The 16595-nt window shown below is 35.8% G+C and carries 17 protein-coding genes and 1 riboswitch; of the genes, 13 read left to right on the top strand and 4 right to left on the bottom strand.

Translation table 11 applies throughout. From position 1 onward, the window contains the following. Nucleotides 1-166: 166 nt before the first annotated feature. The 3 genes from ACQCPR_RS18720 to ACQCPR_RS18710 are packed head-to-tail and all read left to right on the top strand — an operon-like array spanning nt 167 to nt 3199. Entirely contained in the window at nt 167-934 is a 768-nt protein-coding gene (locus tag ACQCPR_RS18720; RefSeq protein WP_090565799.1) for an ABC transporter ATP-binding protein, read from the top strand. Continuing rightward, a complete protein-coding gene (locus ACQCPR_RS18715) occupies nt 921-2834 on the top strand; it encodes an FtsX-like permease family protein (protein WP_427137785.1) in 1914 nt (637 codons plus the stop codon). Before ACQCPR_RS18720 ends, ACQCPR_RS18715 begins: the two co-directional genes overlap by 14 nt. A gap of 5 nt (nt 2835-2839) precedes the next feature. Next, nucleotides 2840-3199: a YxeA family protein gene (locus ACQCPR_RS18710; RefSeq protein WP_090565803.1), complete on the top strand. Its 360-nt coding sequence runs from the start codon at nt 2840-2842 to the stop codon at nt 3197-3199. Nucleotides 3200-3245: 46 nt separating this feature from the next. Here ACQCPR_RS18710 and ACQCPR_RS18705 read toward each other — a convergent pair whose 3' ends face one another. Next, a complete protein-coding gene (locus tag ACQCPR_RS18705; protein ID WP_427137784.1) occupies nt 3246-4685 on the bottom strand; it encodes a sensor histidine kinase in 1440 nt (479 codons plus the stop codon). A gap of 6 nt (nt 4686-4691) precedes the next feature. Further along, nucleotides 4692-5393: a response regulator transcription factor gene (locus ACQCPR_RS18700; protein ID WP_093496244.1), complete on the bottom strand. Its 702-nt coding sequence runs from the start codon at nt 5391-5393 to the stop codon at nt 4692-4694. Nucleotides 5394-5665: 272 nt separating this feature from the next. On the opposite strand from ACQCPR_RS18700, the gene ACQCPR_RS18695 reads away from it, so the two are divergent. From ACQCPR_RS18695 to ACQCPR_RS18665, 7 genes are all read left to right on the top strand, one after another. Next, nucleotides 5666-6274 carry a LysE/ArgO family amino acid transporter gene (locus ACQCPR_RS18695; RefSeq protein WP_090565809.1) on the top strand — a complete coding sequence of 203 codons (609 nt, stop codon included), beginning with the start codon at nt 5666-5668 and terminating at the stop codon, nt 6272-6274. Between the two features lie 270 nt (nt 6275-6544). Beyond that, nucleotides 6545-6690, top strand: a riboswitch (cyclic di-AMP (ydaO/yuaA leader). Nucleotides 6691-6839: 149 nt separating this feature from the next. After that, nucleotides 6840-8168, top strand: a complete 1329-nt coding sequence (locus tag ACQCPR_RS18690) for a TrkH family potassium uptake protein (protein ID WP_427137783.1) — start codon at nt 6840-6842, stop codon at nt 8166-8168. Between the two features lie 247 nt (nt 8169-8415). Beyond that, nucleotides 8416-9000: a lipoprotein BA_5634 family protein gene (locus tag ACQCPR_RS18685; protein ID WP_093496251.1), complete on the top strand. Its 585-nt coding sequence runs from the start codon at nt 8416-8418 to the stop codon at nt 8998-9000. Between the two features lie 527 nt (nt 9001-9527). After that, nucleotides 9528-9983, top strand: a complete 456-nt coding sequence (locus tag ACQCPR_RS18680; RefSeq protein WP_427137782.1) for a GNAT family N-acetyltransferase — start codon at nt 9528-9530, stop codon at nt 9981-9983. 32 nt (nt 9984-10015) lie between these two features. Next, nucleotides 10016-10594: an alpha/beta hydrolase gene (locus ACQCPR_RS18675; protein WP_427137781.1), complete on the top strand. Its 579-nt coding sequence runs from the start codon at nt 10016-10018 to the stop codon at nt 10592-10594. An 83-nt stretch (nt 10595-10677) separates the two neighbouring features. Further along, on the top strand, nt 10678-10872 hold the full coding sequence (locus ACQCPR_RS18670) for a hypothetical protein (protein WP_427137780.1): 195 nt from the start codon (nt 10678-10680) through the stop codon (nt 10870-10872). 27 nt (nt 10873-10899) lie between these two features. Further along, a complete protein-coding gene (locus ACQCPR_RS18665) occupies nt 10900-11343 on the top strand; it encodes a GNAT family N-acetyltransferase (RefSeq protein WP_090565822.1) in 444 nt (147 codons plus the stop codon). A gap of 81 nt (nt 11344-11424) precedes the next feature. Here ACQCPR_RS18665 and ACQCPR_RS18660 read toward each other — a convergent pair whose 3' ends face one another. Beyond that, nucleotides 11425-11763: a winged helix-turn-helix transcriptional regulator gene (locus ACQCPR_RS18660; protein WP_427138967.1), complete on the bottom strand. Its 339-nt coding sequence runs from the start codon at nt 11761-11763 to the stop codon at nt 11425-11427. 157 nt (nt 11764-11920) lie between these two features. Here ACQCPR_RS18660 and ACQCPR_RS18655 point away from each other — a divergent pair, with 157 nt between their 5' ends. Further along, nucleotides 11921-12976, top strand: coding sequence for an LLM class flavin-dependent oxidoreductase (locus tag ACQCPR_RS18655; protein ID WP_090565824.1), 1056 nt, complete (start codon nt 11921-11923; stop codon nt 12974-12976). 330 nt (nt 12977-13306) lie between these two features. Then, nucleotides 13307-14557: an MFS transporter gene (locus tag ACQCPR_RS18650; protein ID WP_427137779.1), complete on the top strand. Its 1251-nt coding sequence runs from the start codon at nt 13307-13309 to the stop codon at nt 14555-14557. 59 nt (nt 14558-14616) lie between these two features. On the opposite strand, the gene yeiL is transcribed toward ACQCPR_RS18650, so the two are convergent. Continuing rightward, nucleotides 14617-15282: a transcriptional regulator YeiL gene (gene yeiL / locus ACQCPR_RS18645; protein ID WP_427137778.1), complete on the bottom strand. Its 666-nt coding sequence runs from the start codon at nt 15280-15282 to the stop codon at nt 14617-14619. Nucleotides 15283-15382: 100 nt separating this feature from the next. Between yeiL and ACQCPR_RS18640 the strand changes: the two genes are divergently transcribed. Beyond that, nucleotides 15383-16534 carry an MFS transporter gene (locus ACQCPR_RS18640; protein WP_427138966.1) on the top strand — a complete coding sequence of 384 codons (1152 nt, stop codon included), beginning with the start codon at nt 15383-15385 and terminating at the stop codon, nt 16532-16534. The last annotated feature ends 61 nt before the right edge of the window (nt 16535-16595 follow it).

Genomic DNA, 16595 nt, shown 5'->3' with positions numbered 1-16595 from the left:
GAAGCATCTGATTAATACTCAACCATAAAAAATAATGTAAAACCCGATTTCTAGTTAATAGAAGGAGGGTTTTTTTGGATTTAAGCTTGCTGTAAGGTTTGCATAAAATTGCTGTAAGGATGAGCATTTATAGTATACATATCGACAAAATTGAAGAGGTGAAAAAATGGAATCGTTATTAAAAGTAGAAAACGTGAAAAAAATATATGGTAAATCCAATGCAGCATACACCGCATTAGAAAATATATCATTCGATATTCAAGAGGGAGAGTTTGTAGGGATTATGGGTCCTTCTGGAGCAGGGAAGTCAACTCTGCTGAACATGTTGGCAACAATTGATTCTCCGACTGAAGGAAAGATATATATGAACAATACGAGTATCCACGATATGAAAGAAGATGCGTTAGCCGATTTCAGACGTGATAATCTCGGTTTTATATTCCAGGATTACAATTTGTTAGACTCTCTTACTGTGAAGGAAAATATATTACTGCCTCTGGCAATTGCGAAAGTTCCAGCAAAAAAAATTAATAGCTTAGTAACTAATATTGCTAAAGTATTTGGTATTGAAGACTTACTAGATAAATATCCATACCAAATTTCTGGAGGTCAAAAACAAAGAACTGCAGCTGCAAGAGCACTTGTGACGGAGCCTGTAATGATTTTAGCAGACGAGCCAACAGGTGCACTGGATTCAAAATCAGCGACAGATCTATTAGATAGCTTAAGTAAACTAAATGAAAATAATAATTCTACTATCATGATGGTGACACATGATGCATATGCAGCAAGCTTCTGTCGTCGTATTATTTTTATCAAGGATGGTACGCTTTCAACAGAAATTTACCGTCGAGATAAAACACGGAAAGCATTCTTCCAAGAAATTTTGGATGTCCTTGCAACAATTGGGGGTGGGGTAGATGACGTTATTTAGTCTAGCGAGAAAAAACATTGCACGAAACTTTTCCCAATATTTTTTATATATCGCATCTATGGTTTTTAGTATTGTTATCTACTTTACATTTGTGACATTAAAATATAGCGATACGATTGCAGAAAAAACAGCTTCCTCGCAAAAATTGGATTCACTGATGAGCGGTGCAGCAGTCATTCTCCTACTCTTCGTTGCCGTATTTATAGCCTATTCGAACTCGTTCTTTATGAAGAAACGAAAAAAAGAAGTGGCATTGTATGCATTGCTAGGCGTTCGTAATCGTCAGATTGGCTTTATGCTCTTTTTTGAAAATTTATTATTAGGCTTGGTTTCATTAGTAGTTGGTGTTGTACTTGGTTTTCTTTGTTCAAAAGGATTTATGACGATTTTGATCCATTTAATGGGTTATGATGTCATCGCACCATTTACATTTTCGGAACAGGCAGCTTTGAATACCACTGTTGTGTTTCTAGCAGTTTTCTTAGTAACATCATTCCAAGGCTATCGTTTAATCTATCAGTTTAAACTCATCGATTTATTCCATGCATCGAAAAAAGGAGAAGTGGCTCGGAAGCCTTCTATGACTATAGCTATTCTTGGAGTTTTATTAATTTCGATTGGTTATTGGTTGGCACTACAAGATATGTTTACTTCAAAAGTCTGGGAAGCAGTTGGCTTTTTAATGATAGCTTTAATCATTTTAATGACAGTTATTGTCGGTACATTTCTATTGTTCCATAGCGTGACTGGTTTTGTATTAACGATGATAAAGAAAAATGAAAAATGGTTGTGGAAAGGACTTCATTTAATGACGATTTCCCAACTGTTATATCGTATCCGAGGAAATGCTCGTACACTGACGATTATTGCCGTGCTCAGTGCTACAACTGTAACAGCTGGTGGAGCAGTATATGGTCTATACTACAACATAAACGATCAGGTTATAACCTCTGATCCAAATACTTTTATGTATGAGCAAACAGATGAAAAACTCGATCAACAAGTCAGCAATGTGTTGCTAGATGTAAAGTACGATGAAAATATCGAAGCGTTGTCTGTAGCCTTTCATACGAAACAATTAAACTCAGCATTCAGTAACGCAGATAAGAAGATCTATACGATTATCAATGAAAAAACATATAACAAATTAGCAGCGATTCAAAAAAGGGAAAAACTACATGTTAACAACGAAAATGCCGTTATTTTAGACATTGGATACGACGAAAGGTTCTCACCTAAATACGAAGGAAAAACTGTCTCAACTGAGAACAACACTATTCTCACATTCCAAAGCTTTAAAACACAATCAGTATTAAACTCTGGTACGGCAGGGATTACAGTGGTAGTTTCAAATGATCAATTTAAAGCGTTACACAAAGAAGGAGAAGCACTAAAATACCGAGTCATCGGTATGGATCAAGCTTCTATAGATTTATCTAAAAAGATTGCAAAATATTTACCTGAAGAAGCACAATTTTCAAGTGCCCCTCAGGACTTCCAAACAGGTATTGAAAGTGTAGGTTCCTTGCTCTTTATCGGGAGTTTCCTTGGTCTAGTATTTTTAGCGGCAACAGGAAGTATCATTTACTTTAAAGTTTTAACAGAAGCTGGGGAAGATAAGTCCCAATACAATATGCTTCATAAAATGGGAGTAAGTCCAAGGGAAATGCGTAAATCAATTGCTTCTCAGGTATTCGTTATCTTCTTTGTGCCACTAGCAGTAGGATTATTGCATAGTGCAATTGCTTTAAAAGCTTTCTCTAGTTTACTAATGATGGATTTAGTAAAACCGGTAGTAATCTGGATGATTGCTTATACAGTTATCTATGGACTGTATTATATCTTAACAGTAGCTTCTTACAATCGAATTATCACACAAAATAATAGAACAGAAGGATGATAGAGATGAAAAGATTTCTAATAGTAGTGGGTATTTTGTTTGCACTAGGAATAGTAGGGGTTTTTGCTATTACAAAAATAGACTTTAACCGTATAAATGCAAGCAATTATTATTTGCAAATTACAGAAGATGGCATACCACATGAGAACAAACTGGATGATGGTTCTGTTATGACTTCCTATTCTTATAAACTAGACGCTACAAATGAGGATGGTAAAACAATTTCGCTTGAATTCACGGCACATAAAAGTCTTCGCAAAGATGCCTACCTAAAAATGTACGTAAAAAAGGATGATCAAGTATCGTCATATGATGAAGTGAAACTGGAAGAAATTCCGAAAAAAGCACAAAGACGATTAGAATAGAAAAAAGGGCTGTCTCCGATAACAAAGTGGAGAACAGTCCTTTTTTCTATAAAAGTATTGTTATAGTTGTTCCTTTGTTTTCTGAGCTTTTCAAGTCTACTGTTCCGTTATGGGCCAAGATGATATCTCTTGCAATCGCCATTCCTAACCCAGTTCCATGTGTACTAGTAGTATTTGTGCCTCGATAGTAGCGTTCGAAAACTTGATCCATATCTTTAGAAGAGATTCCTCTACCATTATCAGCGATGGTAATTTGTGTATGGAATGCTGAGGCTGTGGATATGTTATTAGATTTTTGCTCTTGTCCACAATGTGGATAAACTTTATCAATTTGGATTCTTACAAAGACTTTTTCATTGTTATGCACAAGTGCATTGTTGATAAAGTTAACTATTGCTCGTTTCAGTAGTTTTTTATCCACTTTATGCACTGCTTTGTCCACATTAGCAACAAATTCTACATTTCGATTTCCGAACTGGGGATCATTTAACAGATTGATTGTCATTTCACGTATAAATCCAATAATATCCACGTCTTCCAGTAACAATGGTAGTTTTTTATTGCGCAAGCGCATCGTTAAATTTAAATCATCTATTAGATCACTCATGTATTTGGACTGTCTATTTATAATAGATGTATATTCATGCAATTCTTCTTCTGTTAAATCCTTGGCACTATCTTGCATCAATTCTGCATATCCATGAATAGAGGCGAGTGGTGTCTTCATATCGTGCGAAACATTGCTGATCCATTCTTCACGCATTTGGTCAAGTTGATTACGTTCTTTCTCATATTGATCAAGCTTTAGCGAGAGTTCATTCATATTGCGAAATACATCTTCATACACACCATGTGGTATAGGCATTTTTTTAAAGCGTCTTTCACGTAGCTGGTGGATTCCATCTATTAAAATGTGAAGGGGACCTGTTAATCTTTTTCCAAATATAAATCCAACTATTAATGCAATGAAAATATCGACTGTTAGAATTAGTAAGAGTACGATATTAATGTTTTTAAGGACCTGTCCGTAATCATAGGTAAATACATATCGGTCAATTTTTTGATTTTTAATTCCTATTAAATAAGTAAAGTGATGAGCCTCTCCTATAAAAACTGTAGTCTTTCCATCTACTTCTTGATATTTATACGTTTGAACAACTTCAATTGGAGAATATTTTTTTTGTAAATTCTCAGGAGTATAAAATGCTGCTACTTGGTCACCATTATTATTCAAAAATTGTATCCAAGCATTCAGTTCCCTTAGTTTTTCTAAACCTTTTTCATTGACCATTGGTTTGTCGTGTTGCAGTGCTATATATTGTGAAAAATTTCTGCTAAAGTTTTCAGCAGACCCTTCGTCTGTTTCAAAGTTATTCATTGATTTATAGATGAGTAAGGAGAAAAGTATAATTGTATTCACAACCCCTACAATCACAACAATTGTAACAACGGATCCCAAAAAGCGCCGTGTCAATTTCCACTTCATTTTCCTTCACCTCTTGGTATGTAATTTATAGCCAAGCCCTTTAACGGTTAATATAAAGGAAGGATTGGAAGGCTCTACTTCAATTTTTTCGCGTAATCGACGAATATGTACCATTACCGTATTATCGGAACCAAAAAAGTTATCGTCCCACACATGTTCAAATAAGGTTTCCTTACTTAGAATCTGATTCGGATGATGCATAAAACAGCTCATAAGTCCGATTTCTTTTGCAGTAAGCTCAATTGTTTTTCCATCTTTCTGCAATTCTGTTTCACTTGCACTGAGCTCAAAAGGCCCAACTTGTAAACTTTTCGGAGTCACATTTTCCTCTGAAAAACCAGCCCGCCTTAGCTGAGCCTTCACCCGATATGCCACTTCTTTGGGACTAAATGGCTTGGTAATATAATCATCACCACCAATCGCCAGCCCTAAAAGCTTATCAATTTCCTCATCCCTCGCAGACATAAATAAAATCGGTACATTGGAAACTTCACGAATTTGCTTGCATAAGTCGTAGCCTTCTCCATCTGGTAGCATAATATCTAACAATACAAGTGCTGGATTAAACTTCTGAAACTTTTCCCATCCATCTGCAACCGATCCTGCTGTTACAACATTCGTAATGCTTTCTTTGTATAAAACTTTCTCAAGGAGACGTGCCAAGTCTTCCTCATCGTCAATGATTAAAATCCACTGCTTACTATCCACATTTTCACCTCCGAAACAATAATCTTTATCTACAGTATAACAATGTTCCTTATATTCAAAACCGTTTTGAATAGCTTAGCCACTCACCACTTTGAATTTGTTTTATCATCCACTTACTTATTTTGTTAAGATAAACTGATTGGTAATGGCCGATTTGGTTGCCAATTCATTTCAATTCCCCCCATTAAAATTTGGATAGATATTTGACCATCGAATTGGACCTTTTCATTATTTATATCATAGGTATGATAGAGAAGAAAGGAGTTGAAATGATGGAACCGATCATTCATGGTGTCCTGTTGGCATTTGGGCTTATACTTCCTCTAGGTGTACAAAATGTATTTGTCTTTACGCAAGGTGTCACTCAGCCAAGTTTGTTTAGAGCGCTTCCTGCGGTGGTAACCGCAGCAATTTGTGACACAGTGCTAATCGTACTCGCCATTTTAGGATTATCAATAATCGTTTTACAATTTGAGTGGTTAAGGATTATTTTGTTAGTTGCAGGAATACTATTTCTTTTATATATGGGAAAAGTGATTTGGTCTTCGAAATCAATGAACACATTAGGAAAAGAAGCATTACCTCTGAAGAAGCAAATTGTATTTGCACTTTCCGTGTCCATCCTGAATCCACATGCATTATTAGATACAATCGGTGTAATTGGGACAAGTGCTGTAAAGTATAGTGGACAACAACTACTTTTCTTCACAATTGCTTGTGTCTTTATATCTTGGATTTGGTTTTTGGGCTTGGCAGTTTTGGGTGCAACATTGAAAAAAATAAACATACGCAGCCAACTATTCGTTTTATTTAATAAATGTTCTGCAATTTTTATATGGGGAACAGCTATTTATTTACTGATAAGCCTGTTACCGGCGTAACTTTCCGATTATTGCTTATAATATGAAAGAGTTCTAGCGTTAAAAGAAATATATGACAAGCGTTTATCGGAATATAAACTGGTGCAAATGAATTCTTTCTATGAAAATATAAATACAAAACACAAAAAAGTTTTCGAGTATAATATTCGAAAGCCTTTTCCTATATTATTGATTTTAACTTATGTCTAATCCTGATTCTCGACTATTAAAGCCTCTAAAATATTTGTTTACAAGACTAAGAGTTGGGAGTATTATTACTTTCAGTTTCATATTTCAAAATCGCTTAATCCATCTGGAACGGGGGAACCATTATTCGTGGCTACTTAAGCCGCGTGGGGTGAATCCTACGATTGTAGGGGGGCTACTCTTTGCCCTAATCCGACAGCTAACTTCGTAAGCGTTGTGAGAGAGGAATTGGAGCTAGTGAGAATGATTCTATGCCCACTAGGCTATTACCTATGCCTTGTGGGTTTTTTGTTGTTTCATTGAAATGACTAGCTAATTTTGATTTTCAGCTTTTTTAAAGAAATAGTTTTTTTCAAAATTAGTGCTAGGAGGTGTTCAGATGCGAATAAGTAAAAAGAAAAGAAGAACCGTTTCGCCACCTATTGTTATTGCTGGCAGTTTTTTATCTCTAATATTTGTGGGAACCATTTTGTTGAAATTACCTGTAGCGACCACAACCCACATATCTTGGATTGATGCATTATTTGTGGTTACCTCAGCAACCACGGTGACAGGACTTAGTGTATTTGACCCTGGTACAACATTGACTGTATTTGGGGAAGTTGTATTAATGATTCTTATTCAATGTGGTGGCATTGGTTTAATGACATTTGCTGTGGCTATTCTTATACTCTTAAAGAAGAAGATAGGTATTCAAAGCCGTATTTATATACAAGAGTCATTCAATCAAAACTCAGTAGGCGGTATTATAAAGCTAGTAAAGCTAATCTTATCATTTGTTTTATCGGTTCAACTTTTTGCAGCAACAGTTTTGACCATACACTGGATACCGACTTTTGGTTTTAACGATGCACTATATTTAAGTGTCTTTCATGTAATTTCTGCATTTAATAATGCTGGTTTTGCTTTATTCCCTGATAACCTGAATGGTTTTGCAAATGACCCTATTGTGAATATCGTATTATCGTTACTATTTATAATAGGTGGAATCGGATTTACCGTAGTAGTTGATATTCAACAAACAAAGTCATTTAGGCAATGGTCCCTTCACACGAAAATGATGGTTGTCGGAACTATACTTATCAATGTTATAGCTATCGCTTTCGTTTTCGTGTTGGAATATAATAATCCAGCAACAATTGGGACTATGCCATTACAAGATAAACTAATGGTGTCCTACTTTCAAGGAGTGACCCCTCGTACTGCTGGATTCAATACATTAAATTATGGTGATATGGAGGATCCCACTATCCTTTTGACGATGGTTCTAATGTTTATAGGTGCGGGTAGTGCATCGACAGCATCTGGGATTAAGCTAACTACGTTTATTGTAATAGTTTTAGCAACAGTATCTTTTTTACGCAAACGTAGTGAACCAGAGTTATTTGGAAGATCTATCCGTCTGGAGACAGTAATAAGATCTCTAGCAATATCAACGATTGGTTTAATCATAGTCTTTTTCTTTATATTTCTATTAACTATTACGGAAAAGATACCTTTTTTACCTTTGGCATTTGAAGTTGTATCAGCTTTTGGGACTGTTGGATTATCAATGGGTATAACTGCACAAATTAGTGACATAGGGGAAGTGCTATTGTGTATGGTAATGTTTATCGGACGAATTGGTCCTTTAACTTTGTTTTTCATACTTATGAAGCCGAAGAATGTTCATTATCGTTACCCGTATGATCAAGTATTTACAGGATAGTATCGAATAAATATCTGAAAAGAACCTTTCAGCTTGTGAATTGCCCCGTAAATGTTAGACGCCAACTAACATTTACGGGGCAATTCACTGTTGAAAAAAGCGGCAGGCTCTTTTTTTATTTTACAAAAACGCTAAGTTGCAAAATTGTAATGTAAACGTCATCTAAAGAGAAGGCTAAAGATAAGGTTACCTCCTATAATAAAGTCAATAGCAAGGAAGAGTAAAAATGAAAAGGAGCTAATCAAAAATGAAAAAATTACTAATTGTATTTCTAACTACTCTTATAGTTGCGTCAATATTAACAGGATGTAATATGTTTGCAAAAGCAAATGGAGTAATTCTCTATGGGGAAGAACAACAAATTATCGATTCTTTGGAGCGAGAGAAGGATGATTTAGCAAAGGAAGATCAGTACAAGATTAAGGTTATGGAAAATGGTGGACAACAAATCATCGTCCTAACAGATGAAACAGTACAAGCCCTTGTAAAGAAAAAGTTAATAAAAGAAATAACAAATCAAGAAAAAGGGAAAACAAAAGCAATTTCATCTCTTCCGAAAGTAGCTGAAGGCGAGGGAATACTTTTTGCAAAGAAAGAGCCAGCAGCACTTAACTTAGAAGGCAAGGATTTAAATGTAGAATATGAGGGGAATTTGATTATTGGAGAGGGAAGAGCCTATGGCGACATGTTTCTAATCGTAAATGATGCTGATTTCGATTCGATAAAAGGAACAGAAAAAATGATGGCTTTACTTGAGTATGATAAAGATCCAAGTGCAGACGGATTAGATTATGATGTAGAAAAGACACAACTTGTAAGAATTCAAGAATAAGTTAAGTAGGGACTGTCCATATACATGGGCAGTCCTTTTTTTAAAAGATAAGAAATTGTATAAAAATGTTCTGTGAATACTGGAATCGTAGGGCTTTAAAGAACGAATATTCTTGTGATTCACGCTTATGTGGACGCTTTCCGTGGGCGAGGCAGAGCCTTCTCGTATTCTACGCTACCTGTGGGATCTTGACTTTCTTGCTTCTCTAGCTGGAGTCGCGGACAGTAAAAATTAAGTTGTACTAGCGATAAAATAGTAAGTACTATTGACTTCAATTATCCGTTTACTTCAAGCGTACATGGTTGATTGGAGCATATGTAGGAGACTCCAGTGAGAACAGCGCGAGCAGAAGACCCAGGATGGATCGAAGCGAAGGAAGCGTCCGCCCTTCGCTACAATCAACAGTATATCTATGTTTCTGTTGAGAAAGGACGGAGCATCTTTTCTTATTGGATATTTGCGATAAAAAAGGAAATACCTACCTAAATGTAGTATATATACTAATAACCATGAAGGGAGAGTTACAGATGTATCATTATTTTGAAAGGCTCGTTATTAGGGAAGGAACCATGGGTATTCCTGCTGAAAGCGTAGAAGAACTTTTTAAAGATGCCGGATGGAGTAATCATACGCCAGATTGGCAGAAAGAAAAATTTACGCTTATATTTGAAAACTCCACATGGGCATATACTGTTTGGGATGATGAAAAAATGATTGGGATGGTAAGAGTCATTTCCGATCAGATAATGGCAGCAAACATTATGGACTTAGTAGTACAATCAGATTATCAAGGGAAAGGTATTGGCCAAAAGCTTGTGGAATTATGTGTTCAAAAGTTGCCTCATGGAGATTGGTTTGCCCATACATCAGCAAATAATTTTAGTTTTTATGAGAAATGTGGCTTTGAGGTAAAGGATTTAAGCCAGCAAGGAACCTGTAGTTATTATGGGTATATACAGGCTAGAAAAGATGGACATAGATAATATAAGGGGTATAGACGAAGGAGTTTTTCTATATGAAGTATATAAATTCAAGCGTTACTGGATTCAAAGGTATGAAGATACCATATACGATACATGGGCAAACGGACTGCGCAAAGGATTTAGTAATCTTTTTTCCAGGTTCAAATTATACGGTAAATAGCCCTATATTTCACTTTTTAGGTGAAATAATATTTAAACAGTCTGTACATATTTTAGAAGTCAATTTTCCATACAAGGATGAATTTTATGATGATTTAAGTCAGGAAGATTTATACAAAGCGGTCGTAACGGATTCAAAAACGGTGATAGATAAGGTTCTTGAATCTCACTCCTATGAAAACTATATATTTATCGGCAAATCAATTGGAACAATAGCAATGAGCTCTGAGTTAAATCGAAATATTTTTAAACTTGCGAAGGGAGTATGGTTAACGCCACTAATAAATAGAACTGAAATACTAAATGTGATAAGTGAAACCTCAAATAAAGGATTATGCATACTTGGAGATAAAGATAAAATATATTCTGAGAAAAGGTGGGGCATAAATAGAGAAGAATCAGCATATTACAACGAGACTGATACCAAATGCAAATCACAGACTAGAAGATGATGAAGATTTTTATAAATCCTTTGATATATTAAAAAGTATCATAACTGATATAGAAGACTTTTTATTAAGGGAAGTGATAAGTAATGAGTGAACGGTGGGAAACTAAAAAGGAAATTAGGAAGAACCGTAGAAAATATAGTGATCGATACACATTTGGTGACTTTATATTTGAGGTTTTCTTTTGGATACCAGAATTGCTTTTCCTTCCTTTCCGTATGATTTTCTGGTTAGTTAGAGGGGTAGGAAGATTGATATGGAATCTGTTTGATGGTATATAATAGGGTTTAAAGTAAGGAGTGATGTATATGTGGAATTATATGGCCTTTGAAGAGTTAAGTCCTTTGGAGTTACAACGTATTTATAAAGAGAGAGTGGCTGTTTTTGTAGTGGAGCAGAATTGCCCATATCCAGAAGTAGACGATTTGGACCTAATAAGCGCACATATTTTTAAAGAGGAAAATAATGAATTATGTGCATACATGCGTGTGTTTCCAGAAGAGGATAATATCCATATTGGGAGAGTACTTGTGGCCGGGAATTATCGTAAATCTGGATTAGGTAGAGAGCTTGTAGCGAGGGGACTGGAATATATAGAAACTATTTATCCAGGAATGCCTATCTATGCACAGGCTCAAGCTCATTTGGAAGAATTCTATCGATCCTTTGGTTTTGAAACAGTGTCGGAAGTATATTTAGAAGATAATATTCCGCATATTGATATGGTTATCCCGGCTAGAGAAATAGAATAGCAATTCTACATAAGTAAAACGGCTCCTTTCTAATTAGGGGCCGTTTTTATAAGGAAAATCTCAAATCGCAAGCTAACTTGCTTATAGTTGTCCTTTTTTCGTTTTATGAAGAGTATGTGCTGTACCCCATTCATGCATGGCTACCAAAATGGGTTCTAAGCTTTCTCCATACTCACTAATGGAATATTCTACTTTCGGCGGAACCTGAGCATAGACATTACGCGTAACGATATCTTCTTCCTCTAACTCTCGCAGCTGTTTTGTTAGCATTTTTTGAGTGATGCCAGGTACTCTACGTTTTAAATCACTGAATCTTTTTGTACCCTCTTGCAAAAGGATTAATAAAATAATCGGTTTCCATTTTCCTACTAGAATACCTAAAGCATCGTCCACTTTGCAAAGCTCTGGTTGCATATCCATATTCATATCCACAGTATAGTCTCCTCACAATTAGGATCATTATGTATACTATACCACTTTTTTGTGCGTACTTACGGAAAGAGAATTTCAATACTATACTGCTATATGAGAAGTAATGATTTTATAGAGAATCTATTTAAACAGAAGGGTGAGGTTAATGGAGAAATACCGTATTGATCAAAGAAAAGGTTTAGAATTTGGGTTATATACATTAGGAGATCATATGCCGAATCCTCACACAGGAGAACGTATTACTGCAACGCAGCGCCTACATGAAATTATTGAATTGGCAAAGCTAGCAGAACAGGCTGGAATAGATTTCTTCAGTGTTGGGGAAAGTCATCAGGAATATTTTGCAACACAGGCCCACACAGTTGTTTTAGCTGCAATTGCACAGGCAACTAATACAATAAAAATTGCGAGTTCGTCATCGATTATAAGTACGTCAGATCCAGTGCGGGTCTATGAAGACTTTGCAACAATAGATTTGCTGTCCAAGGGACGAGCAGAAATCGTAGCTGGACGTGCATCTAGAATAGGGCTTTTTGAGTTGTTAGGATACGATGTTCGATACTACGAGGAGCTATACGAAGAAAAGTTCGATTTATTACTAATGATTAACCAAGAAAATGTCGTCAATTGGAATGGACAATTCCGTGCACCACTAAAAGATGCAAGCGTCATACCACGTCCGCAGGGAGGCTCTTTACCTATTTGGCGTGCAGTAGGTGGGCATCCTGCAAGTGCAATTAAGGCAGGAAATGCTGGTGTACCGATGTTCTTAGCTACTTTAGGGGGACCTGTCTCCTCTTTTAAACGCTCCATTGAAGCATATAGAGATGCTGCTAAAAGGAGTGGCTTTGATCCTTCTGAACTTCCAGTTGCTACAGCGGGTTTCTTTTACGCAGCCGAAACGACGCAACAGGCACAAAACGAATACTATCCTTATATCAATGAAGGAATGAAATTATCGAATGGCAGTGGTTATCCAAAAGATGCATTTGCTTTAGGGGCAGACCCGCACAATGTCATGAATATCGGAAGTCCACAGCAAATTATCGAAAAAATTCTATATCAGCATGAAGTATTTGGTCATCAAAGATATATTGGACAAATGGATTTTGGTGGCGTACCTTTCGATAAACTTATGAAGAATATTGAACTCATCGGCAATGAAATTCTACCTGCTATTAAAAAATATACAGCTAAATAGTATTTATTGAATAGTAAAAAAATATATGGTAAAATGAAATTCACTTTAAAGAACGGGAGGTTTTCCTTTTGACAGCATCTATGAGACTTAGAATCCAAACTTTGAACCATTAATTGAATAGGATCAAGGGCTCTGCACTAGTGTGGAGTAAATGGGATTAGTCTGTCTTTTTGGGAAAACTTTATTTACGTTTATCAAAAAAGAGGGGAAATCTGCCCTCTTTTTTGTTGTCTAAAAATAGTTAAATACTTAATCTTTTTCGACTCGAGCAAAAAAGACCTTACCATTTACTTTTCAAGCAGAAATATTTAAGAAAAGGTCGTGAAGAAGATGAATACAGAGTTTGAAAATTGGAAAAGGAATATTATTATCTTTTTAAGCAGTCAAACGATATCGCTATTTGGTTCGTCGTTGGTCCAATATGCGATTATGTGGCATGTAACACTTACTACTAAATCTGGAATGATGATGACACTGTTTATATTATGTGGGTTCATTCCTACCTTTATTTTATCTCCATTTGCTGGAGTTTGGGCAGATCGCTACAATCGAAAGATGCTCATAATCTTATCAGATGGCCTAATTGCTACAGCAACTCTTATAATGGCAATTGTCTTTTTAATGGGATACGATGCTATTTGGCTCCTGTTTGCTATGGCGGCTGTTCGAGCTATAGGAACCGGTATTCAAGGACCAGCCGTGGGGGCTATTTTGCCACAAATTGTTCCAGAGGATAAACTTACGAAGGTAAGCGGAACTAATGGAAGTATACAGGCGATTATAATGTTTGTGTCGCCTATGGTGAGTGCAGCATTGCTGACGATGACTACGTTAGAAATAATTTTCTTTGTAGATGTTGTCACTGCAGCTATAGCAATCGCAACTTTACTCGTGTTTTTGAAAATTCCAGCACATGCGAAGGCATCTATGCAGCAAACGACTAGCTATCTTGCTGATTTTAAAGAAGGTTTATCATATATAAATAACCATGCATTTTTAAAGAAATTCTTTTTGTTTTTTGCGTTATTTTTCATTCTGATGGCACCAGCTGCATTTTTAACTCCACTACAAGTGACACGTAGCTTTGGGGATGATGTATGGCGATTAACTGCCATTGAAATTGCCTTTTCTATTGGTATGATGGCAGGGGGAGCTATTATTGCATCTTGGGGTGGCTTTGCCAACAAAGTGCATACGATGACACTCGCCAGTGTTGTCATGGGTGTTTGTACGATTGCCTTAGGTGTTATGCCGATCTTTTGGGCTTACTTACTTTTCATGGGGCTATTCGGAGTATCCATGCCAGTGTTCAATACACCAACTACAGTACTAATTCAGGAACGTGTTGAAGGTGATTACCTTGGAAGGATATTTGGTGTGTTTGGGATGATAGCTACTTCTATGATGCCGATTGGGATGCTTATCTTCGGACCCATGGCAGATATCGTGAGAGTAGAATGGATATTACTAGGCACAGGAATACTTATGTTGATATTGGGACTGTTATTAGGAAGAAATAAAGTACTATTAAAGGCAGGAGAACCTGTTGTGGTCCAAGAGTCAGTCGATTTAAATAAATAAAAACTATAAACACCTTGAGACGGTTAGTAAATCGTTTCAAGGTGTTTTAATGATGGATATTATTTAATTTCGTCGGATAATGCTTGAAGCTTTTCTTTACTTTTTATTTTGTAGCCCATTTTTATTTTTTCTATAATTCCTGCGTCGGCTAATTGGGCGAATGTATGAAGTAAATGGCGGTAGGATACACCAAAATAATCGCTAATTTCCGTATGCTTTTCCTTATAGATGTCGTGGTGTGAGGACAAAAGTATAAATTCTGCTAGTTTGTTTTCAAGTGGATATGCTTGATGTTTAGTATATTTGGCAGAGTGTACCGTTGATTTATTGCTCAAAAATATACATAAATACTTTAGGAAGTGTGCATCTGCTAATAACTTTTCTTTACATTTTTCTATAGCAATAGCAATACAAATGGACCTTGAGCTAGTTTGAATGCTTTTTGAATATTTTTCTTCATTTAACAGTTCAATTTCTCCCATAAATATAGGTGGAGTTAAAAAGTTTATCAACGAGACCTTTCCGTTTTTGTGGGTTACATAGAGTTTTGCTTTCCCTTCCACCATATAAAAGAGGTATTCAGGTTCAGCTCCTTCTTGAATGATAAAATCACCTTTATCGAATTCAAAAACCTCTATGTAAGGAGAAATATCAAAGGAGAAAAATGATTGAATGGTATTGTTTTCAATATAATATAATTGCTGTGGTCCTTCTATTCTTTTCAAATTTACTCATCCACCTTTGATAAAAATATGAGATATCTCCTATTATTATAATTTGACTCATGCTATCATTCAATCTAGCAATTGGAGGGATCAGAAGATGATAAACAATCAACGATGGCTTTCACAGAGCTTCTTTGTCTTCTTTTTTACATGGGGAATCTTTTTACCATACTGGACTGGCTGGTTAGTGCAAGCTAAGAATTTAACTGTAGCTGATGCAAGTATGATTATGGCATTTGGATTGGTAGCACGTGCGGTAGCGACAATGTTTGTATTTCCATTTATGTCAAAATATATGAGCAATAAAAAAATAATTATTACCTTTACTATGTTAGCTTTATGTGCAGCTGTTTTCTATATACCAGCTACTTCTAGAGTTTCTTTATTACTAATCACGATATTATTTAGTTTAGTGTATCCGACATTGATGCCAGCAATCGAAAGTGGAGCTTCATCACTTGTCCAACAAGGAAAGGTACATTACGGTAAAAGTCGTTCTTATGGATCGATTGGGTTTGTTATTGCGGTTCTTATAATAAGTATGTTAACGGGCTTTTGGGGAGAGCAGGCGATTCTATGGAGTATGATTATAGGCTTAATATTCCTATTGATCAAACAGTTCATGCCGACTCCAGGACCATTGCTTACAAAGCCCTCTATAGAAGATAGAAGGCAAAAACTATCTATGAAGGAATTGTGGAAAGTAAAAACATTTCCGGTTGTTCTCATTGTAGTATTTTTACTTCAAGGTGCGCACGCGGCTTACTATAATTATGGATATATATATTTGCAGGAGTTAGATGTTAATGCTTTCTATATTGGTATGATTATTAATATAGCAGTTATTTTTGAGATTTTGTATTTCATGAAGGCAGATAACTTTTTGTCTAAATGGCGTCCATCCTCCTTATTTTTATTGGCGGGAGCTGGGTCTACACTTCGCTGGGTATTAATCTTTTTATTCCCTAATGTAGGTATATTTATTATTTCACAAGCGTTGCATGCCTTGTCTTTCGGGATGGCTCATATTGCTTTTATTCGTTATTTAACGATTTCTTTACCAAAAGAGCAAATTCCAAATGCACAGGGTATATATTCGGGATTGGCATTAAGCTTAAGCACAGCAATATTAACTTTTGTTGGGGGCTATCTATATGAAATTCAGCCAGGATTAGCTTTCCTTGGGATGATTGTTTGTACTGTTCCAGCAATTATTCTTATACTAATATCACGTAAAAATTTAAGATATTAAGCGTAATGAATTGTGAAAAGTTCGTGACAATCATGGAATAATTATTCGCTTCGAATTCAAA

It is taken from the genome of Psychrobacillus psychrodurans (assembly GCF_050209195.1).
Taxonomy (GTDB): Bacteria; Bacillota; Bacilli; order Bacillales_A; family Planococcaceae; genus Psychrobacillus; species Psychrobacillus psychrodurans.
This window is presented reverse-complemented; position numbering and strand designations above follow the sequence as displayed.

Excerpts from the sequence above, each read along its gene's own strand:
- ACQCPR_RS18720 (WP_090565799.1), top strand. The coding sequence starts at position 167 with ATGGAATCGTTATTAAAAGTAGAAAACGTGAAAAAAATATATGGTAAA.
- ACQCPR_RS18715 (WP_427137785.1), top strand. The coding sequence starts at position 921 with ATGACGTTATTTAGTCTAGCGAGAAAAAACATTGCACGAAACTTTTCC.
- ACQCPR_RS18710 (WP_090565803.1), top strand. The coding sequence starts at position 2,840 with ATGAAAAGATTTCTAATAGTAGTGGGTATTTTGTTTGCACTAGGAATA.
- ACQCPR_RS18705 (WP_427137784.1), bottom strand. The coding sequence starts at position 4,685 with ATGAAGTGGAAATTGACACGGCGCTTTTTGGGATCCGTTGTTACAATT.
- ACQCPR_RS18695 (WP_090565809.1), top strand. The coding sequence starts at position 5,666 with ATGGAACCGATCATTCATGGTGTCCTGTTGGCATTTGGGCTTATACTT.
- ACQCPR_RS18690 (WP_427137783.1), top strand. The coding sequence starts at position 6,840 with ATGCGAATAAGTAAAAAGAAAAGAAGAACCGTTTCGCCACCTATTGTT.
- ACQCPR_RS18685 (WP_093496251.1), top strand. The coding sequence starts at position 8,416 with ATGAAAAAATTACTAATTGTATTTCTAACTACTCTTATAGTTGCGTCA.
- ACQCPR_RS18680 (WP_427137782.1), top strand. The coding sequence starts at position 9,528 with ATGTATCATTATTTTGAAAGGCTCGTTATTAGGGAAGGAACCATGGGT.
- ACQCPR_RS18675 (WP_427137781.1), top strand. The coding sequence starts at position 10,016 with ATGAAGTATATAAATTCAAGCGTTACTGGATTCAAAGGTATGAAGATA.
- ACQCPR_RS18670 (WP_427137780.1), top strand. The coding sequence starts at position 10,678 with ATGAGTGAACGGTGGGAAACTAAAAAGGAAATTAGGAAGAACCGTAGA.
- ACQCPR_RS18665 (WP_090565822.1), top strand. The coding sequence starts at position 10,900 with ATGTGGAATTATATGGCCTTTGAAGAGTTAAGTCCTTTGGAGTTACAA.
- ACQCPR_RS18660 (WP_427138967.1), bottom strand. The coding sequence starts at position 11,763 with ATGGATATGCAACCAGAGCTTTGCAAAGTGGACGATGCTTTAGGTATT.
- ACQCPR_RS18655 (WP_090565824.1), top strand. The coding sequence starts at position 11,921 with ATGGAGAAATACCGTATTGATCAAAGAAAAGGTTTAGAATTTGGGTTA.
- ACQCPR_RS18650 (WP_427137779.1), top strand. The coding sequence starts at position 13,307 with ATGAATACAGAGTTTGAAAATTGGAAAAGGAATATTATTATCTTTTTA.